The 25,269-nt window shown below is 61.5% G+C and carries 11 protein-coding genes and 2 pseudogenes; all 13 read left to right on the top strand.

The features are described 5' to 3' along the window. Positions 1 to 112: 112 nt before the first annotated feature. A complete protein-coding gene (locus J2X57_RS18885) occupies positions 113 to 1,819 on the top strand; it encodes a ShlB/FhaC/HecB family hemolysin secretion/activation protein (protein WP_156128471.1) in 1,707 nt (568 codons plus the stop codon). Between the two features lie 13 nt (positions 1,820 to 1,832). Then, positions 1,833 to 6,623 carry a filamentous hemagglutinin N-terminal domain-containing protein gene (locus J2X57_RS18880; RefSeq protein WP_309869377.1) on the top strand — a complete coding sequence of 1,597 codons (4,791 nt, stop codon included), beginning with the start codon at positions 1,833 to 1,835 and terminating at the stop codon, positions 6,621 to 6,623. A 223-nt stretch (positions 6,624 to 6,846) separates the two neighbouring features. Beyond that, the gene (locus J2X57_RS18875) at positions 6,847 to 12,114 is read left to right on the top strand and encodes a hemagglutinin repeat-containing protein (RefSeq protein WP_309869446.1); all 5,268 of its coding nucleotides are present in this window, start codon (positions 6,847 to 6,849) and stop codon (positions 12,112 to 12,114) included. Then, positions 12,111 to 12,518, top strand: coding sequence for an Imm63 family immunity protein (locus J2X57_RS18870; protein WP_051944077.1), 408 nt, complete (start codon positions 12,111 to 12,113; stop codon positions 12,516 to 12,518). Before J2X57_RS18875 ends, J2X57_RS18870 begins: the two co-directional genes overlap by 4 nt. Positions 12,519 to 12,652: 134 nt before the next feature. Beyond that, entirely contained in the window at positions 12,653 to 15,997 is a 3,345-nt protein-coding gene (locus tag J2X57_RS18865) for a hemagglutinin repeat-containing protein (protein WP_309869374.1), read from the top strand. Between the two features lie 462 nt (positions 15,998 to 16,459). Continuing rightward, positions 16,460 to 17,080: a DUF2247 family protein gene (locus tag J2X57_RS18860; protein ID WP_197062348.1), complete on the top strand. Its 621-nt coding sequence runs from the start codon at positions 16,460 to 16,462 to the stop codon at positions 17,078 to 17,080. Positions 17,081 to 17,664: 584 nt separating this feature from the next. Continuing rightward, positions 17,665 to 18,018 (top strand): DUF596 domain-containing protein, encoded by a 354-nt coding sequence (locus J2X57_RS18855; protein ID WP_081996419.1) that lies wholly within the window; start codon positions 17,665 to 17,667, stop codon positions 18,016 to 18,018. Between the two features lie 204 nt (positions 18,019 to 18,222). Then, positions 18,223 to 18,642 carry a hypothetical protein gene (locus tag J2X57_RS18850; RefSeq protein ID WP_043691757.1) on the top strand — a complete coding sequence of 140 codons (420 nt, stop codon included), beginning with the start codon at positions 18,223 to 18,225 and terminating at the stop codon, positions 18,640 to 18,642. A gap of 44 nt (positions 18,643 to 18,686) precedes the next feature. Beyond that, a pseudogene (locus tag J2X57_RS18845) lies at positions 18,687 to 18,902 on the top strand (transposase); the annotation flags it as partial. A 76-nt stretch (positions 18,903 to 18,978) separates the two neighbouring features. Beyond that, a complete protein-coding gene (locus J2X57_RS18840) occupies positions 18,979 to 19,470 on the top strand; it encodes a contact-dependent growth inhibition system immunity protein (protein WP_043691760.1) in 492 nt (163 codons plus the stop codon). A gap of 257 nt (positions 19,471 to 19,727) precedes the next feature. Further along, positions 19,728 to 23,963: a hemagglutinin repeat-containing protein gene (locus tag J2X57_RS18835; RefSeq protein WP_309869371.1), complete on the top strand. Its 4,236-nt coding sequence runs from the start codon at positions 19,728 to 19,730 to the stop codon at positions 23,961 to 23,963. A 331-nt stretch (positions 23,964 to 24,294) separates the two neighbouring features. Next, the gene (locus J2X57_RS18830; RefSeq protein ID WP_081996420.1) at positions 24,295 to 24,585 is read left to right on the top strand and encodes a YrhB domain-containing protein; all 291 of its coding nucleotides are present in this window, start codon (positions 24,295 to 24,297) and stop codon (positions 24,583 to 24,585) included. A 168-nt stretch (positions 24,586 to 24,753) separates the two neighbouring features. After that, positions 24,754 to 25,269 (top strand): annotated as a pseudogene (locus tag J2X57_RS18825) (transposase); the annotation flags it as partial.

Here is a 25,269-nt window from a genome sequence, read left to right as displayed (position 1 = left end):
ACGACGTGTCGGCAATATCCTACGACTAAAGCTCAGCCCCTGAGATGCGCAGGCTCTAAAATTCCCCACCTCGGAGCAGCACGGCCCGGACCGGCCAGAAACAGGGGAAAACGTGAGCATCATCTCAGGAAGGCGCGGGCAGGGCGTCTCGACGGCCATGCGTGTGGCCGGCATTCTGCTAACTGTGACGGGCGTCGCACAGGCGCAACAAGTCCAGACGCTTGACCAGCAAGAGCAACGCGATCGCGCCCAGCGCGAGGCACAGGCTCGTCTGGAGCAGCAACAACAGCCGGATGTGCGACTGAATTCCGCTCCCGTGACGGATTTCCGTCGCACGGATGTGCCGGTTGAAGCGGAATGCTTCCGACTCGCCCATGTCGTGCTCGAAGGCCAGCGCGTGGAGGACTTCGTCTTCGCGCAGCGCTACCTCGACCGCTACGCCGGTAAATGCGTCGGCCACGAGGGCGTCAACGCCATCGTCCGCCGTGTGTCGGACATGATCATCGATCGCGGATTCGTGACTACTCGTGTGGGGCTCGCGCCGCAGGACTTGTCGAGCGGCACGCTGAGGCTCACGCTGGTGCCGGGGACGATTCGTGCGGTGCGCTTCGCCGATAATACGGCCGTGGGTGCCTGGCAGACCGCGCTCGCCGCCCGGCCGGGCGACCTGCTCAACCTGCGCGACATCGAGCAGGGGCTGGAGCAGTTCAAGCGCGTGCCTTCGCAGGACGTCACTATCGACATCGCCCCGGGCGAACAACCGGGCGAGTCGGATCTGGTCATCACCGCGAAGCGCTCGCGACCCTGGCATGTGGTCGCGTCGCTCGATGACAGCGGGTCGCGCGCAACCGGCCGCCTGCAGGGCGGTATCAACCTCGGACTCGACAATCCGCTGCGCATCAACGACGTGCTGTCGCTGGGATACAACCACGACGTCTATCACAGCGACGGGCACGGCACGCGCGGCAACACGGCGAACTATGCGGTGCCTTATGGCGACTGGCTGTTCACCGCTTCGCTGTATGACTACAAGTACCACCAGACGGTGGAAGGCTCGCAGCAGACCTTCACCTCCAGCGGCAAGTCGCGCACGACGGACATCACCGTGCAGCGCATGCTCCATCGCACGAAGTACGGCAAGACCTCGCTGGAACTGCGCATCGGCAAACGCTGGGCGCACAGCTTTATCGAGGACTCCGAGCTGCTGACGCAGAAGCGTGACGTCACCACGGCCGAGCTCGCGCTGGTGCAGCGCCAGTACCTGGGTAACGCCCAGCTGGATCTGCGCCTTGCCCATCGCCGCGGTGTCACCTGGTTCGGCGGCCAGCAGGATGCGGCGGGCCTGTCGAAAGACGCGCCGACCTTCCAGTACGGCCTGAACCTGCTCGATGCCTCACTCAACGTGCCGTTCAAGCTCGGCCGTGTGCCGGTGCAGTGGACGACGGAACTGCGTGCCCAGCGCAGCAGCGACACGCTCTACGCCTCGGAATTCATCACGCTGGGCGGACGCTATTCCGTCCGTGGGTTCGATGGTGAAGAGACGCTGGCGGGCGAGCGTGGCTGGTACTGGCGCAACACCTTCAGCGTGCCGCTGGGCAACCTGCCCATCGCGGCCTACGCCGGTATCGACGGCGGCCACGTCGGCGGGCCGAGCATTCGCACGCTGCCCGAGAAAACCCTGCGTGGCGAATTCGTCGGCCTGCGCGGCAGCTTCGGGCGTTTCAGCTTCGACGCGTTCGCCGGCTGGGCGGACAAGGGCGGTCGCGCCCTCAACACGATGCGACCGGCGACGGGCTTCCAGCTCGTTTACCAGTACTGACAAGGACTGCACGATGACACTGCGCCCTCACTTTGCCCGCCGCGTGACGCATACGCTGGCCCTCGCGCTGCTCGTCGCCTTCGTTGGCGCGCCTGTCGCCTCGCAGGCCCAGGTGGCCGGCGCCGCGAACCCGGCCCACCGGCCGACCGTGGATACGGCGGCCAACGGCACGCCGGTGGTCAACATCGTCGCGCCCACGCAGGGCGGCGTGTCGCATAACCAGTACGAGCACTTCAACGTCGACCCGAAGGGCCTGATCCTCAATAACGGCGCCGCGGTCAGTCAGACGCAACAGGCGGGCTACATCGTCGGCAACGCGAATCTCGCCAGCGGTCAGTCGGCGCGGATCATCGTCAACGAGGTGACCTCACAGAATGCATCGAGCCTGCGCGGCTTTACCGAGGTGGCGGGCAACCGCGCCGAAGTGATCATCGCCAACCCGAACGGGATCAGCTGCGACGGCTGCGGCTTCATCAACACCTCGCGCGGCACGCTGGTCACGGGTACGCCGGTATTCGGTGGCGATGGCAGCCTCGCGGCCTTCCGTGTGACGCGCGGTACGCTGGCCATCAACGGCGCGGGTCTTAATGGCACCGGCACGGACCGGCTCGACCTGATCGCGCGTACCGTCGCGGCCAACGCGAAGGTCTGGGCCAATGAGCTGAACGTGGTCACCGGTGCGAACCAGGTGAACTACGGCGACCTGTCGGCGCAGGCGATCGCAGGCGAGGGCGCCACGGATGGCGTGAGCCTGGACGTGGCCGCACTGGGCGGCATGTATGCGAATAAGATCCGCCTCGTCGGTACCGAAGCCGGTGTCGGCGTGCGCAATGCGGGCGAACTCGCGACGCAGGGCGGTGACTTCACAATCACGCAGGCGGGCCGTCTCGAGCTGACCGGCAGGACGACGTCGACGGGGCAGCTGGCGATACAGGGTGCGGCGCTGTCGAACAGCGGCACGCTGGCGGCGGGCACTAATGTGGCGGTGACGACCGCGGGTGCCCTCGATAACAGCGGCACGATCTACGGAACCGGCGACACATCGATCGACGCCGCTGGCGCGCTGACCAACAGCGGCAAGCTCTATGCCGTCGGCGGATCGCTCGGCGTCAACGCCTCCGCTATCACCAACAGCGGTGCGGGTGACGTCTACGCAGGCAAGCGCGTCACGCTGCGCGCGGGGAGTATCGACAACGCCGCGTCGGTCGAGTCGGGTACCGAACTGAGCCTGCAGGCGAACGATCGCCTCGGCAATGCCGGAACCATCATCGCCGGTGGGGCTGCCGGTCTCGATGCGGCCAACATCGACAACAGCGGTCGCATCAGCCTTGCCGGGCAGGCGTCGCTGCATGCATCGCGCGCGTTGACCAACAGCGGCAACATAGTGACCGGCGGCGACACGGCGATCCATTCCGCCAACATCACCAACAACAGCCAGATTCAGTCGGGCGGTGACCTGGTCGTATCGACGGCTGCGCTGACGCTGGGTGCGCAAGGGGTGCTGTATGCCGGTCGCGCGTTGACGATCGATGTCGACGGCAAGGTGAGCAATGCCGGTCAGATCTACGCGACGACGAATGCATCCTTGCATGCGGGTTCGCTGGACAACGGCAACCTCGTGCGCGCCGACGGCAACCTTGTCGTCGACGTGGCCGGTGACATCGTCAATACCGGCGCCATGCAGGCGGCGCAGAAGCTGGCGCTGGACGCGTCGGGTGCGCTGACCAACAGCGGCAAGCTGTACGCGATCGGCGGTGCACTGGAAGCGACGGCCGGTCAGGCTCTCAACAACGCGGCTTCGGGCGATATCTACGCGCAGACCGATGTCTCGCTTCGTGGCGGCTCGGTAAGCAATGCGGGTACAGCGGAAGCGGTGGGTTCGGTCGCTGTAGCGGCGAACACCACGGTCGACAACAGCGGCAAGCTGCTTGCCGACACCGGCAATGCGACGCTGATCGCGACGGACATCGCCCAGCGCGGCACGGTCAGCGCTGTGGGCAACACCAGCCTGACGGCCTCGCAAAACCTGACCCACACGGGCACGACGGTGGCGGATCGCGATCTGTCCGTCGCAGCGGTTGCGGTAACCAACAGCGGCCACCTGCAAGCGGGCCGCGACGTGGCCATCGACGCGGGCACACTGACGCAGCAGGGCGTAATCTACGCGAAACGCGATGCGACCCTCCGCGGTCGTGATGTCAACCATGCCGCGGACGCGATGACCGTTGCCGACGGCGCGCTCCGCCTCGACAACACCGGTACGCTCACCAACGCGGGCACGCTGCAGGCGGGAACGGATCTGTCCGCAAAGGCCCTGACGCGTCTCGACAACGCGGCGACCGGCAGCCTCTACGCGACCGCGCATGTCGACGTGGCGGCGACTGACGCTATCGACAACGCCGGTTCGGTCTACGCCGGCAGCGATGCCACGCTGGCGACGCGCTCGCTGACGAATAGCGGCAGCCTGCGCACGGGCGGCGACCTGACCGTCAACGCGACCACGGCCAGCAACGACGGCAGCGTTTATACGGGTGGCAAAGCCAGCTGGACCCTGGCCCAGCAATTGAGCAATACCGGCACCCTCGTCGCTCAGGGCGACCTGACCGTGGTCGCCGGCACTCTCGTCTCCACCGGCGTGCTCGGCGCCGGCGTGCAGGCCGACGGCAGCCTCGGCACGTCGGGCGTGCTCGACGCCACGGTGGCCGGTGCGCTGGCGGTGCATGGCAACACGCTGGCAGCCAGCCGCCTGGCGTTACGTGCCGCGTCCCTCGACCTGGCCGCCTCGCGCCTGCGTACTGGCGGCGACATCGCGTTGATCGCCACGGCGGGTGACATCGATACCGGTAACGCGAATATCGCCACGGACGGCACGCTGGCGCTTCAGGCGAGCGGCGCGCTGAAGAACCGTGCCGGCACGTTGCAGGGTGGCACGCTCGACGTCACGGCCGTCAGCCTCGACAACACCGGCGGCACGCTCGTCCAGACCGGAACGACCGATCAGGCGCTGGACTTCGCCGGTGCCGTGGATAACACCAACGGTCGCATCGCCGGCAACGGCGGCAACCTCACCGTGCGTGCGTCCTCGATTACCAACAACAATGGTGCGATCGAACACGCGGGTACGGGCACGCTGACGATCGACGGCGATAACGGCATCGCCAATCGCGGTGGGCGCATTGTCGGTAACGGGGCGCTCGATCTGGACACGCGCGGTGCGCTGGATTCCACCGGCGGCACGATCAGCCTGACTGACGTCGCGACGATCGACGCGGCCAGCATCGCCAACGACAGCGGCACGCTGGTCGCCAGCGCGCTTACGATCACGACGGCGGGCGCGCTGGGTAACAACGCAGGCACGCTTCAGTCGGGTGGCGCGACGTCGGTCACGGCAGGCTCGCTGGCCAACGGCAGTGGTCAGATCAAGGGGCTGTCCGGTGAGCTGATGCGCCTGAGCATCGCGCAGGCGCTGAGCAATGGTGTCGGCGGATTCATCGGCGGCAACGGTGGCCTGTGGCTGCATGCCGGCTCAGTCGATAACGCGGGGCAGTTGTACGCCAATACGACGGCGGATATCGCCGCCACGGGTAACCTGGTGAATCGTGGCGCCGTCCAGTCGATGGGTTCATCGACGGTGGTCGCCAACGGCTCGCTGATCAACGACAACGGTCGTATTGAGAGCGGCAGCGGCGACACGGCGGCCACGCTGACCGTCACGGGCGGCGGCCTCTCCAACATCAATGGCCGTATCGCCAATACGGGCACGGGCATGACCCGCTTCACGTCCGGCGGCGCCATCAACAACACCAACGGCACGCTTGGCGGTCAGGGCGGCGTGGCGATCAATGCGACCTCGCTGAACGACACCGGCGGCCGGGTGGTTTCCGGCGGCGATCTGTCACTCGGTATCGGTGGCTTCGAGAACACCAGCGGTAACGTCTACGCGGCAGGTACTCTGGACTGGAACAACGGCGGTGCGACGCTGACCAATACCAACGGCCAGTTTGGTGCCGGTACGCGTCTTGCCCTGACGCTGGCGTGGCTCAACAACGCGGGCGGCAACACGTCGTCCAACGGCGACGTAGCGCTCAGCTTGCTCGGCGGTATCCAGGGTAACGGCCGCGTCATCGCGGGTCGTGATCTCGATGTCACGCTGCCGGGCGATTTCATCAACGGCGAGGGCGGTCAGTTCAAGGCCAACCGCAACTTCGGTCTGCACCTGGGTGGCTCTCTATACAACAGCGACGGCGCGGCACTCGAAAGCGTCGGCGCATTGACCGTCGACGCCGCCAGCATCACCAACGGCAGCGGCGCGCGCATAAGCAGCGCGACGACCACGCTCAACTCGCGTGGAGCCGTAGTAAACCGCGGTCGCCTCGAAGGCGATACGCTCAACGTCAACGGTACGGATATCGACAACACCGGTTCGCTGATCGGCGACAACATCACCGTCCGCGCGAACAACTTCACCAACGGTGCGGACCTGGGTGGTGTCGCGGACAACATGGCGTATCAGTCGGCCCTGGTCGCCGCGACGAACAATGTCCGCCTGCTGATCGGTGGCACGTTCCTCAATCGCGATGCGATGGTGTTCGCGCTGGGCGACATCTTCATCGCCGCCAACGACGGTGGCGGCCGTGCCGGGGCGATCACCAACCTGTCCGGCGACATCGAAGCCGATGGCTCGATCACGCTCGCTGCGAACCAGATCACCAATCAGCGCCGTATCTTCGAAAACGCAGACGGTCAACCTGGCGGACGGCGCGGTGCAGCAGGTGGGCGGCCCGATCGTGCGCTATGCGTATAACGATCCGGATCCGAACCACCAGCCGCCGAACATCGATCCGAGCCAGGTCGTCAGCGCGGAAGAAATTCAGCGGGCGCGGACGTATTGCCAGGGCGCGGGATATACGGACAACCGCTGCACGGGCTTCCAGAGCGGCGACGGTATTCCGACCCGTTTCCAGGCAACGTACACCGACACTTTGCTGTCGTATGAGCGACTGTCGCGTGCCAGCGCGGAAGGCCGCATGGTCGCTGGTGGCAACATCACGCTGTCCGGCTCGGTCACCAACGACAAGTCGACGGTGGCCGCCGGTAGCAACCTCGTCATCAACGGCGCCGGACAGAGTGCGCTCGGTGCGGGCGACACGAACGTCGGCGGCGAGATCATCCGCAACATCGCCTGGAATCCGACCGGTACCGTGCGTACCGTCTCGGAGTATGGCGTGGGCTGGGAGTCGCTCGTCCACGATCCGCGCCGCTGGGAGCCGAATGGCTTCAAGATCTACGGCAACGGCAGCCGTACGTCGACCATCGCCCTCGGCGACGGGCAGCGCCCCGCATGGATCGGCATCGATCCGGGTCAGGGCCTCGTCTCGCGGATGACCGCGGGCGGCACGCTGGAATTCCACGGCCAGACCATCGAGAACACCACCGTCGGCGCCGACGGTAACCCCATCAGTGGCGTGCAGCTCGGTGCGAATAGCGGCGGCAGCAACGTATCCGGCACAGGCGCGGGCCATGTCGGCGCGGCGGGCGGCAACGTCGATCTCGGCGGTGTCGGTGGCCTGGGCAACGCTCCGGATGCGAACAGCGTCGGTGCCGTCGGCACCACCAGCGGCGATACACGCAACGCGGGTCCGCGCCCCGGCTCGCAGAGCGTCGGTTCGCCCGACGCCCCGGCCGGCCAGATCCGCCTGCCGACCAGCGGCCTGTACACGACGCACCCGGGCAGCGCCAGCTCGTACCTGATCGAGACCGATCCGCGCTTCGCCAGCCAGGCCGGCTTCCTCGGTAGCGACTACCTGATGGACCGCCTCGGCTTCAACGGCGAAAGCACGATGAAGCGTCTGGGTGACGGCTTCTACGAGCAGCGCATGGTGCTCGACCAGATCACCTCGCTCACCGGTCGTCGCTACCTCACGGACAACACCGACGCCATGGCGCAGTACCGCGCGCTGATGGACGCAGGCGTGTCGGCGTCGGGCGAGTTCCAGCTCTCGGTCGGTATCGCGCTCACCGCCAGCCAGATGGCCAGCCTCACCCAGGACATCGTCTGGATGGTGAGCCAGGAGGTCAACGGCGAGAAGGTGCTCGTGCCGGTGGTCTACCTGTCCGCCGCGCACGCGCAGGAAGTCGCGCAGAACGGCGCGATCCTCTCTGGCAAGACGGTGATCCTCGACGCCTCCGGCACGCTGACCAACACGGGCACGATCGCCGCGAGTGAAAACGCCAGCCTCAAGGCCGGCACGCTGCTCAACGGCGGCAACCTGAGCGCAGGCGGCAACCTCAGCGTCACCGCCGCGCAGGACATCCTCAACGCGGGCAGCATCAAGGGGGGCAACGTCAGCCTGACCGCAGGCAATGACATCCTCAGCGGAGCGGACATCGGCCGCGTCGATCTGGGCGGCCTGAAACTGGGCGATGCGATCGCGCCGGTGGATGCCGCGCGACTGGGCCTTGCCTCGGGCGGTTCGATCAGCGCGACGGGCAACTTGTCCGCAAGCGCGGGTCGCGACCTGACGCAGGGCGCGGTGCCGGTGTCCGCCGGTGGCGACTTGTCGTTGTCAGCGAAACGCGATCTCTCGCTCACGGCAACGTCGGTCAAGGCGGGCGGCGATGCGCAGCTGGTCGCCGGGCGTGATCTTAGCCTCAATGCGATCGGTCAGACGACGGCCGTGCGGGGTGGAAAGCAGAACAGCGAGAGCACCGTGCACACGGTGACGACGATTGACGCGGGCGGGAATGCGGTGCTCGCGGCGGGTCGGGATGTGGTGAGTGAGGGGGCTAAGGTTAAGGCCGGGGATCAGGTGGCCATCAGTGCCGGCCGCGACGTTGTGCTGAATGCGATCACCGACACGCAGCGCAGCGAAAGCTACACCAAGGACGGCAAGAAGGCTGTCCAGACCCACACGATGGACCAGACGCTGACGGGCACCAGCCTGGACGGCAGCAACGGCGTGATCGTCAGCGCCGGGCATGACATCAACGCAACGGCCGCAACGATCACCAGCGAGACGGGCGGCGTCGCCCTGGCGGCAAAGAATGACGTCAACCTCAATGCCGGTCAGGAGCTGCACAACTGGGAGCAGCAGACCAAGAGCGTCAAGTCCGGCACGATGTCGAGCACGACGAAAAAGGCTTACGACGCGACGGTCGATAGCCTTGCGGTCGGTACGCTGATCAGCGGGGACAGTGTGACCGTGGCGGCGGGGAACGACATCACTACGCAGGGTGCGCAGATCGGTGCAACCAACGATCTGGTGATGGCCGCGGGAAACAACCTGACCATCGGCACGGCCGAGACCACGCATAGCGAAACCCACGACAAGACCGTCAGCAAATCGGGTCTGATGTCCGGCGGTGGCTTCAGTGTGATGATTGGCGGGTCGAAGGAGCAGACCGGTTACGAAGAGAACGACAGTACGCCGACGGGTAGTGTCATCGGCAGCACGGATGGCAAGGTCACGCTGACGGCCGGTAACACGGTACACATCACCGGTAGCGATGTGCTCAGCAAGGAAGGGACCACGATCGTCGGTAAGGATGTGACGATTGATGCCGCCGTCGCCACCGCGGACACGCGTCAGACGTATAAGAAGCAGACGGCGGGTATCACGTTGGGTTTGACGGGCGGTGCCGTAAGCGCCATTCAAGGCGCTTACGGTGCGGCGCACCGGGCAGGTGAAGTTAAGGACGACCGGTTAAAGGCCCTCTATGCGGCGCAGTCGGCTCAGTACTTGTTCTCGGATGGTGCGGGCCGTGGAATGGGTCTTTCAGGCGATGGGATGGATTCGATCGCATCGCTGGGTGGCGCAGCCGATGCGTACGACAACGCCGGGGGTGGTGCCGCCGGTGCACAGGCGGCAGGCCAGGCGACGGGTATCTCGCTGCGCGTCGGCATTGGTGCGAGCAGCGCAAGTAGCGAGACGAAGACGCACGAAGAGCGCGCGTATGGAAGCAACATTCGCAGTAACGGCGACGTCACTATCGCAGCTACTGGCGGCGATCTGAATGTCATCGGCAGCAACATCGACGGTAAGAACGTTGCGCTCGCGGCTGCCAATAATCTCACTCTTCTCAGCCAGGCTGAAGACCATTCCAGTAAGAGCACGAACCGGAATGGCAGTGGCGAAATCGGCTTCTCTATCGGCTCGCAGACCGGCATCTACATCTCGGCGTCGGCCGGGATGGGTAAGGCTGTTGGTAATGGGACAACACATGCCGAGACGGTGGTTAACGCCAGCGATAACCTTACGCTGATCTCGGGTAACGACACGACAATCAAGGGCGCCCAGTTGAAGGGTGACTCAGTGCTTGCAAATGTGGTTGGCAACTTGCTTATCCAAAGCGAACAAGATACCGACGACTATGCAAGCAAGCAGCAGCAGGTCGGAGCAAGTGTCACGTTCGGCTATGGCGGTAGCTTCAGCTATAGCCAGAGCAAGGTGAATAGCCACTACGATAGCGTCAATGAAGTCAGCGGGATTGGTGCAGGGAAGGGTGGTTTCGATATCACCGTCGGTGGAAATACTCACCTGGTTGGCGGCGTAATCGCCAGCTCAGCCGATCCGAGCAGGAACATCCTCGATACAGGCTCATTGACCTGGGATTCGATTCACAACGAGGCAAGCTATAGCGCGAGTAGCTTCGGTGTGGGGGGCGGCTCCGGCGGATTTTCGCCGACGGGGCTTTCGGTTCCTCAGAGTGACAAGAGCAGTAGTGATACTCAGTCCAGCATTGCTGGCGGGAAAATTATCACGCGCGATCAGGCTACTGATCTTGCGAGTCTTCAGCGTGACGGCAGCCTCGACGCACAGGGCCTCAAACCTATATACGACGAGGAGAAGGTCCGCGCAAACCAGGAGTTGGGGAATTTAGCTGGTCAAGTGGGCATGACTGCAGTGGGCGACGTTGCCGCTTACATGTTCAAGCATGCAACGACTACTGAGGATCAAGCAAAATGGGCGGACGGTGGACAGAACAAGGTGCTGCTTCATGGCCTTGTAGGCGCGGCCAGCGTCGCCTTGGGAGGAAGTGACGCACTCGGCGGCGGCCTCGGTGCTGCGGGCTCCGAGGCGGCCAGCAAGGCGATGGCTGAGTTTCTTGTTAGCCAGAGCATTGATCCTGATCAGCCAGAAGGGAGGCAGCTCCTGGCCGCGGCAAGTGCAGCCCTTGGCAGTGCGCTAGGTGGAGGATCAGGCGCAGCGAGCGCCCTAAATGGATCTCTCTACAATCGTGAATTGCATGTCGACGAACAGTCGGCCATCGTGAATCTTGCAAGGAGCAAGGGTTACTCCGAGGAGGAGGTTCAGGCGATTGCGTGTGTCATCGTATCGTGTGTCAACGGCAGAGGTTTGGTGCAAGCGACAGTGCTGACTGACACTGGTATCCACTATACCGTTGCGGGGCAGCAACTTGTGGACCAGTACAATGACGTACTGGCGCAGATGTCTGACGGCCGGAAAGCCGAGATTGCGGCCGAGTTGAAGGCTACCGGACTCTTCGAGTATGGCCCACTAGCCGCAGCTGAGGATGCGTGGGCTGACATAAATGGCACGAAGCGCTTGGAAGGTCTGGGTCAGGCCACTAATAGCTTCGTAAACGCGCTTCTGGTGTCTAAGCTCTGCCAGTTCGGGGGAGCTGCTTGCGGCGCAAGTGCGGTGAACATCGCGCAGCAAAGCGATTCCTTCTCCGCCGGTGTAAGTACGTGGTGGACTGGGCAGTCGTATCAGACACTGCAGTACGGCATGTGGAAAGACGCAGGGCTGTCGGATGCTGCAGCGCAGAACGCACAGGCGCTTACAGACACGATTACGGCAGTCGCGGCTGGACGCCTTGCAATGGGAACAGCGCCGCTCCCCCGGACGCAGGACGTCCCGCAGAAGGCGTCGCCTATAGCGGGGGCGGTCGATGCCGAAGCGGGCGGTTATTCCGAATATGCACAGTATCAAAAAGCCGATGGCTCATGGAATTGGCCAGCTAACATGGGCTTCGCGGATAAGCCAATCAGTAATACCATTGCGGTGGGCACCAGACTCGACCGTTACGGTGATACGGCAGGGTCGTTCTTGTCTCCCGTAGGAACCACGTACGAGCAAAGGGCGTTAGCACCAGGTACTAGAGCCAACCCATACAGTGAGTACGAGGTCATTAAGCCACTGCCTGTCATTCAAGGCGAGATAGCTCCTGCGTTCGGGCAATCTGGAGGAGGCGTGCAAATGCTACCCAACTTGCCAGGCAAGGTTAATGTGCAGTGGCTCCTAGACAATGGATATCTGAGGAAGGTCAAGTGAGTTCGAATAGCATCGTGGATTTGCAAGAAGAGGTGACTCGGCTCGGGTCCCAGATCAATGCTCCTCCGTTGCTCCTGATAATCCCGTTGGCGCCTGTGTCAGATGGAACTCCTTACGTCGAGCTGTCTTCTGGGTCGTACAATTACGTATCGTCCGAGCGCGGAGTCGAGAATTTCCGCCTTTCCTACACGAGTTCGGACGAACTTGTTTACCGGATCATGGATCGGGTCGTGTCGCAGATGGCGCTTGCGTTCGAACTTGACCACCGAGTTCAAGGGCAGGATTGGAGGCGGGTGTATTTCTCCCGGAGAGTGCTTCTGATGGCGCAGTTGCGTCCCGACTGGGGCGATAGGCAGGAGCGTGAGATTGCTGAGATTTTGGTCTCCGCTCCTTTTTCCGACTAGCAACGGTATTTCGTACACGTTCAACCAGTGCGTTAGATCCCGTCGAGTTGCATCCACCGACGGGGCTCCGCGTCAAGTTGCAGAGCCCAGTTAGTTCGATTGAAGCATGGTTTCTAATATGGACGGAAAACCATGTGTGCTGTCCCGATTTGCGCGGATGCAGCTCCTGCTGGCTCACGGTGGTTTGGATAAGTCCTAGAGCGTTCATATCCCGCGATGCAACGCTCCTCCGCACGCAGCTCGCCTCAGGCGGCGCGATCGCGCTGGCTTCGGGCCGTGACATCAACCTCGAAGCCACGCACGACAGCTACAGCGAATCGCACGAGTCGACGGTCAAGAAGTCGGGCTTCGTCCTGAATCACGGCCTGGCGCCGATGCAGCAGGGCAAGACCACCGACCGCGATTCCTCGACGACCCAAACCATCGCCCACGGCGCCACCCTCAGCGGCGACAGCGTGACCGCGGCGGCGGGTCGTAACATCGTCGGTGAAGGCGTGCAGATTGCCGCGACCAACGACGTCCTGCTCGCTGCCGGTAACGACCTCACCCTGACAACGGCCGAGAGCACGTACAGCACGGGCCAGGACAAGTCCGTCACGTATACCGGCTTCTCGCGTCAGGGTCTCAACGATCACTACGGCAAGGTCAAGGACAGCCAGGGCCAGAGCGATACGGAGATCACCCACACCGGCAGCCTGGTCGGCTCGACGGATGGGCAGGTCACGCTCACGGCGGGCAATAACCTGCACCTGACCGGCACCGACGTCATCAGCAACAAGGCGACTACGATCGTCGGCAAAAACGTGACGATCGATGCGGCGGTGGATACGTCGGATACGACGCAGTTTCAGCGGCATAACGAAGGCGGCATAACGGTGGGTCTCGGTGGTTCCATGGTCGAGCTGGCGATGGACGCGCGGAATTCAGTGAAGCGGGGCAGCGAGGTCGACGATGACCGGCTGAAAGCGCTCTACGCCGCCAAGGCCTACTACGACGGCAAGGACATCCTCGATACGTATAAGACGCAGGGCATCGGCGCAGGCAAGGGCGGTGCTGGCCAGGAAGGCATCAACGTCCAGGTCGGCATCGGCGGTAAGAGTGCGAGCAGCAAGACCACCAGCCACGACGAGACGGCGTTCGGCAGTCACATCCGTAGCAGCGGCGACGTCACCATCGCCGCGACCGGTGGCGACCTCACTATCATCGGCAGCGAAGTCACCGGCGACAACCTCGCCCTCGCGGCCGCCCATGACATCAATCTGCTAAGCCAGGTGGAGAATCATTCACTCAAGAACGATTCGAAGAACGGCAGCGGTGGCGTGGGGGTCAGCTTCGGCACGGACGGTTTCGGTATCTATGCCGAGGCGAGCATAGGCAGTGGGAAAGCCCGCGGCAACGGCATCACGCATGCCGAGACGACGATCAACGCCGACAGCGTGCTGACGCTGATCAGCGGCAACGACACTACGATTCAGGGCGCCCAGCTTAAGGGCAACCAGGTTATCGCCAACATCGGCAACAACCTGACGATCCGCAGCGAGCAGGATACCGACGACTTCTCCAGCAAGACGATGCAGGCGGGGGCGAAGGTGATGTTTGGCCTGACCCAGAGCGGTTTTGTCAGTGCGAGCGGGTATTACAGCCAGGGCAAGATCGATAGCCACTATCAGAGTGTCAACGAGGTCAGCGGAATCAAGGCGGGGGATGGCGGCTTCCAGCTGGGAGTGGGCGGAACCACGCACTTGATCGGTGGGCAGATTGCCAGCAGTGCCGATCCATCCAAAAACATTCTCAGCACGGGCGATCTGATTTACGAGGATCTGCATAACGAGTCGAAGTACAAGGCGAGCCAGGTCACGGTCAGTGGCGGCAGCACGATGGCGAGCAATATCTCCGGGGCGGTCGGTGCTGCCGTGGGTGCTATGACGCCGCAGCATGACAATGTGAGTAGCGATACCCATTCGGGTATCGCGGGCGGGACCATTATTGTTCGCAACGACCCGGGTAAGGATCTGAGCGACCTGGATCGGAATCCGACGCTGGAGAACGAGGCGCTTAAGAATGCCTTCGATCAGGAGAAAGTTGCTGAGCAGCAGGAGCTGACCAGCCTGGCGGGCTACACGGGTATGCGTGGAGTGGGTGATCTCGCCCAATACATGCAGAACCACAGTTCGTCCGATGCCGAGCGCGCAGCCTGGGGCGATGGTGGCCGCAACAAAGTCATTCTGCACGGGTTGGTGGGTGCGGTGATGGCGTCGCTTGGTGGCGGCAATGCGATCCAGGGCGCCGTTGGCGGTGCGACCAGCGAAGCGGCATCGAAGGCGATGCAGCAGTATCTATTTGAGCAGGGCGTCGATCCACGGAGCGACGATTGGAAGGCCTTCATGGAACTGGGCAGCGCGGCGGTCGGCGGGCTCGTCGGTCAGGGGACGGGCGCACTAGCTGCGTTGGACGGCGATAAATACAACCGACAGTTGCACCCTGATCTGGTCAACTTCATCACTGACAATGTGGCCGCCAAGTACGCGCAAGCCAAGGGGGTCTCGGAGGAAGAGGCTCGCGGTATCCTTATCCGCGCGGCTATGATCGGGAACGACGATTTTGACTCACGATACTTGGGTAATGCGGACTCTGAGCAGACGCGCACAGAAGCAATGCTGTTTCTCTATGACAACACGCCGGTTGGTCAGAATGGATGGGTGTACGAGTTGTCGTCTTCGCCCGAGCAGATGTCGAACTCGGGGCTTGGTGCGGGGAAGTTAGTACAGGATCAGAAAGCCTTTGCCAGTGTTCTTGAGGCGATGAATCCTTCGGCTGATCCTTCGCGAGACGCCGCGCTTAGATCCTACTTCTCTGAAACGAGTTTCCCTGAGCGCTTCGTCGAGTGGACCTCTGACGATACCGCTAAGTTCCTCAAGATGAATGGCCAAATAGTGCTCACAGGTGCTAGCGGCGGGCTCTCTGTCGGTGTGCCATTCCTGGCTGCGGCGAACGCTGCCCGAGCTGGCGCGTCGACCGGGACGATAGCAACGTACATTCTGGCATCACGTGCAGGCGCGGGAGCGTTGAGTGGTGCAGTCAACGCAACCTCACAATTGATCCAGGATGGGAGTGTCCGATGGACGAACGTTGCGGTAGCAACGGCTGGCGGCGCGCTTGGCGTCGGCGGTGGCCTTTGGTGGAACGTGGCGGTCGGATCGGCCGGCGGATTCGTGCAGACGGAATTGAATAACCAGATCTACAACGAGAACAATAATGTGTTTTCAAACGCTGTCATGTCCGGCTTGACGGGCGGTGTAGGATATAAAGTTGGTGACACGTCAACGATTTGGATCGGCAAGCAGATACCGGGGTCTATATCTCCCTATGCGTACGGGAATGCCGCGGGCCCAGCGGCAGCAGAGGCTGTTCAGGCGGTAATCGATGGAATGGCAAAAAAGACGATCGCCGATACTAAAACAAAGGATTCAACTAAGTGAGCCGAATCATTAGAACCTTGGCCGTTGGCCTTTTCTTCTTTGTTGTTATGACGCCTTTGATACTCGCGCTCGGGTTTGTAGGATGCTTAATGCGTGGTTTGACGTTCGATCTTCCCTTGGCATTGGCGATTGCCTGCCGGGGAGGTATGGTTACTGCAGGGATAGGGATGCTACTTTTCAATTTGCGGGGTCCAAGGCCGAGAAGCCCCCATTGACAGGTTGTGAGCACCCGATTTCCTGGGCGTTTGGCGTTGTTGTATGGATAGCCTATTTAGGTGCCGATGTCGCGATTCGTTGCTTAGCAACTTTAGGTCGGTAGCTGGTGGATTGCATGAGCTGTTGTTTGAGGAAAAGGCTGTGCCGGTCGGCGGAGCACCTTGGGAAGTAGATGGACCGTGTATCAGATCGAGGGTCCGTTGTATGGCGCCTCGGACCGCATCGATATGATCATTGATCCTAAGCTTGGCGCTCACCTTTTCTCATTCGATCGTCTGTTCCAAATGGTGGCATGACCGGGATTCCAACGAAGCCGTGATAGACGGCGCATATAACAGCCTTAAGACTCATAAACTCGTCGATTGGGGTGTCGTCAATCTGGGCTTGAACGGTGTCCCTGGTTTAGGCGGGTCGCTTCAAATACGTGATGTCGCCAGCTTCGCTTACGATCGGCTCGCGATTGTTAGTTCGACGAGTCCTCAATTGCACAACGTCGTCGCGCTTGCGACAGATCCATCCTTGACGTTGCGGGAGGTTCGCGAAATCGTCTCTCAAATCTTTATCGCAGTTGGCGCGGATGACGTTCAGTCTGTGAAACTGTGGCGATTCGCGGCTGTAGTGAGTTATCTCGACGCCCCAGATGAGGATTTCGTGTATGGATTGAACGCGTTAGAGGGCATTAGTTTGGCTTGGTCGACATGCGAAGTAATGCCAACCTTGCCCGCAGTAGGCGGCGATTCCAAGAAACGATACTCGTCTGAGGAGAACTATAAGATCGCTCTCGCCGCCTTTCGCGAATGGACCATGCGTGAGCTTTCCGATCTTGCGAGGGTTTGCTCTATTGTCGGAATCGAGGTGATTGCCTAGCTCGAAGTTAATTGTGCGGGACGACTTGGCTTCGCCGATATCTTCGTCAGCACCAGGCGCTAAGGTCTTCCTTTCGAGCGTAACCTGTAGGTGCTCACTCAATGCGGAATTTACGAACACAGGTAGCCTTATCGGCAAAAACGTGACGATTGATGCGGCGGTGGATACGTCGTAAACCACGCACTTCCAGCGGCATCACGGTGTGGCATGGTGGCTCGATGGTCGAACTGGCTATGAACGCTCGGAGTTCAGTGAAGCGTGGCAGCTAAGTCGACGATAATCGGCTGCAAGCGCTCTATGCCGCCAAGGCTTTGCGTATCAGCGCGGTCGAGTACCTTTCGCGAGCAGATCCGAGTCTCGTGTCGGCTGCATGCCATGAGTTCCCTCGACTTGTGCGGCACGTTCGACTCTGTACTTCCGCTTGGATCGCTCTGGCATGAGTGTATTGGCGGTCAAGCGACCGGGGATGTGCAAGGCTGAAAGCTGGCGACTCGTTGGTCGGAAATTGCCGGCAGCATTACGTGGACTGTAGAGGATGTGACGCCGCACTTTAATGGCGACGGATGAGTGGAGGCTAAGTCTGAATGAGTTACGACAAATTTTTTTGTTCCGTTGGTCGCTCCTCTTTCGGGCTATCCCTGGGGACGCTCTGGCAGCATGTAGGCATCTTGCTTGAGTCGTCATCGGGGGCATGCCTGTCTCAGAAGGAAGTCTTTTTCGCGATATTGCGAGCGCTACTGAGCGAGGGAGCCGTGAGTCTCGCCCGCAACGGCATTCTTCTGGAAGGTTCTTTGGATGAGCAGGTGAGTAGTTTTCTTCGTTTATGGCCTATCGATCCATCTCCTGACGATCTTGATGGTATCGGTCTTTGGTTTCTTACAGTTGCACCCGGTGCTTTGGTTTGGCACGCGGCTGATGGCGTCGATCTATGGACGTAAAGGGGCGGCCGGAGTCTCCTCAACATAGCGGCGCCGAGCCTACATTGCCGCTGCCCCGGATCGCTCACGGCAGGTACGCGCCTGCCCTGTGCGCATACAGGTCGAAAATGGGCCGGAGTTTATCTCGATGGCTTTGGGTCCTCGGCAAGACGGTCATCCTCGATGCCTCCGGCACGTTGCTCAACAGCGGGCGGGAACCTCAGCGTGACCGCCGCGCAGGACATCCTCAACGCGGGCAGCACCAAGGGCAGCAACGTCAGCCTGACCGCAGGCAACGAGATCCTGGGTGGCGCAGACACCGGCCGCGTCGATCTGGGTGGCCTCAAGCTGGGCAACACGCCAGACGGTAACTTTGCTAGCTTGACCGGTGGTACGTCGCGCGTATCCCACCTATCTGGGCGCATTCATGGGCAATTTGCCGAAGACGTCGCTCAGCTCGCGGTGAAGAAACTGCTCAAAGGGGCGGAGAGCGAAGATGGCTCTTTGCGCTCACTGGAGTCTCACGCCTACGAGATGGCACTTTATGCCTGGTTCGCCGATGGGGATCTTGTCCAGTCGAAGGCGTGGGTCTATACCGCTGATCGCCTTCATGCGAAAAGCCGACGTCCCCCCAGATTTGAGTAGCGGCCCGGTTTCGAGTCCAATCCCCCACGAGAAGGAGATTGGACGTGAAGAAGCGTTTTTCCGAAGAGCAGATCATTGGGTTCCTGCGTGAGGTCGAGGCCGGCACGCCGGTCAAGGACCTGTGCCGCAAGCACGGTTTCAGCGAGGCCTCGTACTATCTGTGGCGCAGCAAGTTCGGTGGCATGAGCGTGCCGGGGGCCAAGCGGCTTAAGGAACTGGAGACTGAGAACGGCCGACTGAAGAAGCTGCTGGCCGAGCAACAGATTCAGCGCGCTGTAGACTACGCAGCATCTAAGGATGTCCGACTGAATGTGACAAAGGCAGCGGGAAATTGACATGTCATTAAAACCTCGGCGTGGGGCCTCTGCTTACCTCAAGCCTGAATTCATTCTTGTGGACACCTTCTCGGGTCTTGGTCTCATGGGGCGAGATCCTATGGGTTTAAGCGCTTGCCTCAACGCCGATGCTGAGCCAGAAATACTCGGTAACGCGGTTAAAGGCGCGCTAGAGAAGAGCCGTTGGCTTAGCTTGGATGAGTACCCAACCTTCTTCGATTGGAAGGAGCGGAAGAAGGATGAAGCTGCAAGGGATGCTCATCTGATTGAAGCCTTCGGCTACAAAACGAGAAAGCAGCTCTACCGTGATATGAAGTGCTGTTCGATATACGAGGCAGATGGCATTATAGTCGTGTCACCTACTGTTCACGAGAGACTTGACGCTTGGACGGGAGAAGGCATTGATCAAGAGGATAAGGTGGCAGTGGCATTGAGTTCGAGTCTGAAAGAGATCGGCGACGCTCTTATTTTGGGTCTTTCTCGTTGCCGATAGGCCTACGCCTACGCCTGCGTTGCGGTCGGTGTGGCGAGCTAGGCTGAGCCTTCGGCTAAGAGGTATGATCCTCTGATCTCTTAGTGCAATCCGGGCGGTGCCGGCCTCCCGGGAATGCCTCCGCCGCAAACAACGACGGTGCCGTCGGCACTGCCGACGGCGTGTATACCACCCACCCGGGCAGCGCCAGCCCGTACCTGATCGAGACCGATCCGCGCTTCGCCAGCCAGGCCGGCTTCCTCGGTAGCGACTACCTGATGGACCGCCTCGGCTTCAACGGCGAAAGCACGATGAAGCGTCTGGGTGACGGCTTCTACGAGCAGCGCATGGTGCTCGACCAGATCACCTCGCTCACCGGTCGTCGCTACCTCACGGACAACACCGACGCCATGGCGCAGTACCGCGCGCTGATGGACGCAGGCGTGTCGGCGTCGGGCGAGTTCCAGCTCTCGGTCGGTATCGCGCTCACCGCCAGCCAGATGGCCAGCCTCACCCAGGACATCGTCTGGATGGTGAGCCAGGAGGTCAACGGCGAGAAGGTGCTCGTGCCGGTGGTCTACCTGTCCGCCGCGCACGCGCAGGAAGTCGCGCAGAACGGCGCGATCCTCTCTGGCAAGACGGTGATCCTCGACGCCTCCGGCACGCTGACCAACACGGGCACGATCGCCGCGAGTGAAAACGCCAGCCTCAAGGCCGGCACGCTGCTCAACGGCGGCAACCTGAGCGCAGGCGGCAACCTCAGCGTCACCGCCGCGCAGGACATCCTCAACGCGGGCAGCATCAAGGGGGGCAACGTCAGCCTGACCGCAGGCAATGACATCCTCAGCGGAGCGGACATCGGCCGCGTCGATCTGGGCGGCCTGAAACTGGGCGATGCGATCGCGCCGGTGGATGCCGCGCGACTGGGCCTTGCCTCGGGCGGTTCGATCAGCGCGACGGGCAACTTGTCCGCAAGCGCGGGTCGCGACCTGACGCAGGGCGCGGTGCCGGTGTCCGCCGGTGGCGACTTGTCGTTGTCAGCGAAACGCGATCTCTCGCTCACGGCAACGTCGGTCAAGGCGGGCGGCGATGCGCAGCTGGTCGCCGGGCGTGATCTTAGCCTCAATGCGATCGGTCAGACGACGGCCGTGCGGGGTGGAAAGCAGAACAGCGAGAGCACCGTGCACACGGTGACGACGATTGACGCGGGCGGGAATGCGGTGCTCGCGGCGGGTCGGGATGTGGTGAGTGAGGGGGCTAAGGTTAAGGCCGGGGATCAGGTGGCCATCAGTGCCGGCCGCGACGTTGTGCTGAATGCGATCACCGACACGCAGCGCAGCGAAAGCTACACCAAGGACGGCAAGAAGGCTGTCCAGACCCACACGATGGACCAGACGCTGACGGGCACCAGCCTGGACGGCAGCAACGGCGTGATCGTCAGCGCCGGGCATGACATCAACGCAACGGCCGCAACGATCACCAGCGAGACGGGCGGCGTCGCCCTGGCGGCAAAGAATGACGTCAACCTCAATGCCGGTCAGGAGCTGCACAACTGGGAGCAGCAGACCAAGAGCGTCAAGTCCGGCACGATGTCGAGCACGACGAAAAAGGCTTACGACGCGACGGTCGATAGCCTTGCGGTCGGTACGCTGATCAGCGGGGACAGTGTGACCGTGGCGGCGGGGAACGACATCACTACGCAGGGTGCGCAGATCGGTGCAACCAACGATCTGGTGATGGCCGCGGGAAACAACCTGACCATCGGCACGGCCGAGACCACGCATAGCGAAACCCACGACAAGACCGTCAGCAAATCGGGTCTGATGTCCGGCGGTGGCTTCAGTGTGATGATTGGCGGGTCGAAGGAGCAGACCGGCTACGAAGAGAACGACAGTACGCCGACGGGTAGTGTCATCGGCAGCACGGGTGGCAAGGTCACGCTGACGGCCGGTAACACGGTACACATCACGGGTAGCGATGTGCTCAGCAAGGAAGGGACCACGATCGTCGGTAAGGATGTGACGATTGATGCCGCCGTCGCCACAGCGGACACGCGTCAGACGTATAAGAAGCAGACGGCGGGTATTACGCTGGGTCTGACCGGTGGCGTCGTCGATGCTGCTACGGCCGCTTACGGCACGGCGCACCGAGGTGCCGAGGTCGAGGATGGCCGCCTCAAAGCGCTGTACGCGGTGAAGACGGCCTACGCGATCAAGGATGGTGTATCCGCGTACCAGGACGCGGTCGGAAGTACGGGAAGCGCCGATGGCGGCATCTCGCTTCGCGTGGGCATTGGTGCAAGCAGTGCCAGTAGCGAAACAAAGACTCACGAGGAACGTGCCTACGGGAGCAACGTCCGTAGCGACGGCAATGTGACCATTGCCGCAACGGGCGGCGACCTGAACATCATTGGCAGCAATATCGATGGCAAGAACGTTGCGCTTGCCGCTGCTAACAACCTGAACCTTCTTAGCCAGGAAGAGGCGCATTCAAGCAAGAGCACCAACCGCAACGGAAGTGGCGAGATCGGCTTCTCGATTGGCTCGCAGACGGGCATTTACCTGTCGGTATCGGCAGGTCGTGGAAAGGCCGTCGGTAATGGCGTGACTCATGCCGAAACCGTCGTAAACGCAACGGACGGACTCACGATCGTCTCTGGCAACGATACGACGATCAAGGGCGCACAGCTCAAGGGGAACTCCGTCGTCGGCAACATCGGCGGCAACCTGCTCATCCAGAGCGAGCAGGACACCGATGACTACGCGAGTAAGCAACAACAGGCCAGTGTGACCGTGACGTTCGGCTACGGCGGCAGCGGAAGCTTCAGCCAGAGCAAGACAAAGTCCCACTACGAGAGCGTCAACGAGGTCAGTGGTATCGGTGCTGGCGACGGTGGCTTCCAGCTCGTCGTCGGCGGTAATACTCACCTTGCGGGCGGGGTCATTGCCAGCACTGCGGACCCGTCGAAGAACTATCTTTCGACCGGTTCACTGACGTGGGAAGACATTCAGAATGAAGCTAGCTACAAGAGCAGCAGCATCGGTGTCGGTGGTGGTTTCAGTACGGGTAAGTCGGGCGACGACGGCGCCAGAAATTCTTATGGACCCGAGGGAGTATCCGGTTCCCCGAGCCTTGGCCTTGCCCAGAAGAGCAATAGCAGTAGTACGACGGAAAGCTCGATTGCCGGCGGCACGATCATCGAACGCGACGGCCCGGTCGATCTTTCGGGTCTGAAGCGCGATGGCACCCTCGATAGCCAGACCCTGAAGCCGATCTTTGACGAGAAGAAGCTGGCCGAGCAACAGGAGATGGCCCAGGTCGCGGGACAGGTGGGATTTCGTACTGCCGGCGCTATCGGTGAGACCTTTGGGCTTAAAGACGGAAGTCCGGAGAAGATCGCACTGCACGGCGCTGTCGCCGCGGCGGTTGCTAGCCTCGGCGGAGGCGATATCGGCTCCGCTTTGGCAGGAACGACGGCGAATCAGCTCGCGATCAATTCGATGGCTAAGTCCTTGCAGGATGCCGGCTATCAGCCCGGCTCCCCAGAGTTTGCAACGTTGCTGAAAATGGGGAGTGCCGCCCTCGGCCTGGCGGTGGGCGGAGACACAGGATCGAGCGTCGCCGAGGCGGCGACGCAGTACAACTGGCTACTTCACTCCGAGGTCGAGGATGCGGACAAGCGCAGGGCGGCGTGCGCCAATCAGGCGTGCAAGGACAAGATTACCGCAGAAATGGAGATGCTCAGTCTTTCGCGCGATCACGAGCGGGAGGTCTTCTCAAATAACGCCTTCGCTCAAATTGCGAAGGCACAGGGTGGCTTGACCTACTCGGACCGTGATTACGTCGCAAACGCGTACTATGCGCAATATGGGCTCAAGCCTGGCGAGTCGATCGCTGCAGACTATGCCCCGGCTTACGAGCTGGGATACCAGTTTCGCCAGGTTGTCGCTGGCTTTAGCGGCGCACGCGATTCCCTTTCGGCGACACTTGAGCACTATCAGGCGAATCCAACGGAGATTCCTGGCGCAGTCGTAAACGGCGTCTATGAGAACGGAAAGAGCATCATCACAGGGACGGTCACGTACCTCTCAAGTGACGTACCCGCCTGGACGCTTTCGAACCAGGTCGCCGACGCATGTGGTCCGCCGACCGCCGCGAATACCGGGGCTTTTCTTTACGGAGCGCTGATCAAGACCGGGCTGGCAGCGGGCGGCGCGGCGGCTGGTTCATTTGAGTCCGCTGCGGGCTGGCCGGTAGGTACCTCCGGTTGGAATGCGCTGGCAACGCCTGGATCGGCCGCGTACACGTCACAGCTCGGTATGATCTTGAGTGATGGTGGGCTCGCTGCAAGCGGGGGCTCGAGTAACCTTGCGTTGGCCCTTGCCCTTGGTGGCGCGAGCAACACGAACCTTGTCGTTGGGGGCATCGGAGGCGTTACCGGAAACGGCGTCGCCGCTCTATCCGTGAGGTTAATCCAGGATTTCCAGCTGACGGACGAAGTCGTAACTGTGTGAACTGCTCCATTGCAACGGATGCTACGCTGGCGGGAAATCCGGCATCAGCGCTGCCGAATATGTCCAACGACGGTGTTCCAATCAGTGTCCTTGAGATGCAGTTCGGGACAAAGTTCAGTAGCTCGTTAGCGCCAAGTGATATCGTTGCCCAAATGGCAGGGGCGGGCAGTGGCGCCCGCGGTATCGTTTTTGGTTCTAATGGGCCTGGCGAAGTCGGTCACGTCTTTAACGTCGTGAACCAAGGAGGCGTAGTCAGATTCCTCGATGGACAAACAGGGGCGGTGGCGGACATGAGTAAATTCCAAACATTCCAATTGTTGAGGACTAACCCGTGATCGACTTTCTCAAGGCAGTGCGTATTGCCGTAAGCTACATTGATGGTGGGGAGATACCCTTGGAAATCGTCGTTAGTCGGCGATTTTCTGAGGGTTGGTATTTTATTTATCAATCTCGTGAGTATCTTGAAACGAACAATCCATCATCGCAGTTGGCCGGGAACGCGCCATTCATAGTCGATCGCGATACAGGGGAAATTCAGTCTCTGACAACGGCTTTGTCGCTTGATGATGAGTTGATTGCATATGAGAAGAGAAAGAGGTCGGGGATTATCGATGCTCCGTAGCGCTTGGCCTTCCATGCCTGTTCGTCTCTAGAGCGCTGTCCGACGTCCCCGCAGATTTGAGTAGCGCCCCGGTTTCGAGTTCAATCCCCCACGAGAAGGAGATTGGACGTGAAGAAGCGTTTTTCCGAAGAACAGATCATCGGTTTCCTGCGTGAGGCCGAGGCCGGCATGCCGGTCAAGGACTTATGCCGTAAGCACGGCTTCATCGAAGCCTCGTACTACCTGTGGCGAAGCAAGTTCGGCGGCATGAGCGTGCCCGAGGCCAAGCGGCTGAAGGACCTGGAGTCGGAGAACGGCCGCCTCAAAAAACTGCTGGCCCAACAGCTTCTGGAAAATGAGGTCATCAAGGAAGCGCTGCGAAAAAAATGGTGAGCGCACCGGACCGGCGCGAGCTGGTGCGCTATCTGATCGGCCAGGAGCTGAGTGAGCGCCGGGCGCTGGCGATCGCTGGCATGAGAGCAAGCGCTTACCGATACGAACCGCGACCCGACTCCAATGTCGAGCTGCGCGAGGTGATCTGCGTACTGGCGAATCGCCATAAACGCTACGGCGTCGGCATGATCTACCTGAAACTCCGCCGGGCCGGACGGATGGTCAATCACAAGCGAGTCGAGCGCCTTTACCAGGAGGCGAACCTGCAGGTGCGCCGGCGCAAACGGAAAAAGGTGCCTCCGGCCGACAGGC

The organism is Luteibacter sp. 1214 (genome assembly GCF_031455395.1).
GTDB classification, from domain to species: Bacteria; Pseudomonadota; Gammaproteobacteria; order Xanthomonadales; family Rhodanobacteraceae; genus Luteibacter; species Luteibacter mycovicinus.
This window is presented reverse-complemented; position numbering and strand designations above follow the sequence as displayed.

Coding starts and splice junctions, on each gene's coding strand:
- J2X57_RS18855 (WP_081996419.1), top strand. CDS start 17,665: ATGAGTTACGACAAATTTTTTTGTTCCGTTGGTCGCTCCTCTTTCGGG.
- J2X57_RS18840 (WP_043691760.1), top strand. CDS start 18,979: ATGTCATTAAAACCTCGGCGTGGGGCCTCTGCTTACCTCAAGCCTGAA.
- J2X57_RS18875 (WP_309869446.1), top strand. CDS start 6,847: ATGGTCGCTGGTGGCAACATCACGCTGTCCGGCTCGGTCACCAACGAC.
- J2X57_RS18880 (WP_309869377.1), top strand. CDS start 1,833: ATGACACTGCGCCCTCACTTTGCCCGCCGCGTGACGCATACGCTGGCC.
- J2X57_RS18835 (WP_309869371.1), top strand. CDS start 19,728: ATGGACCGCCTCGGCTTCAACGGCGAAAGCACGATGAAGCGTCTGGGT.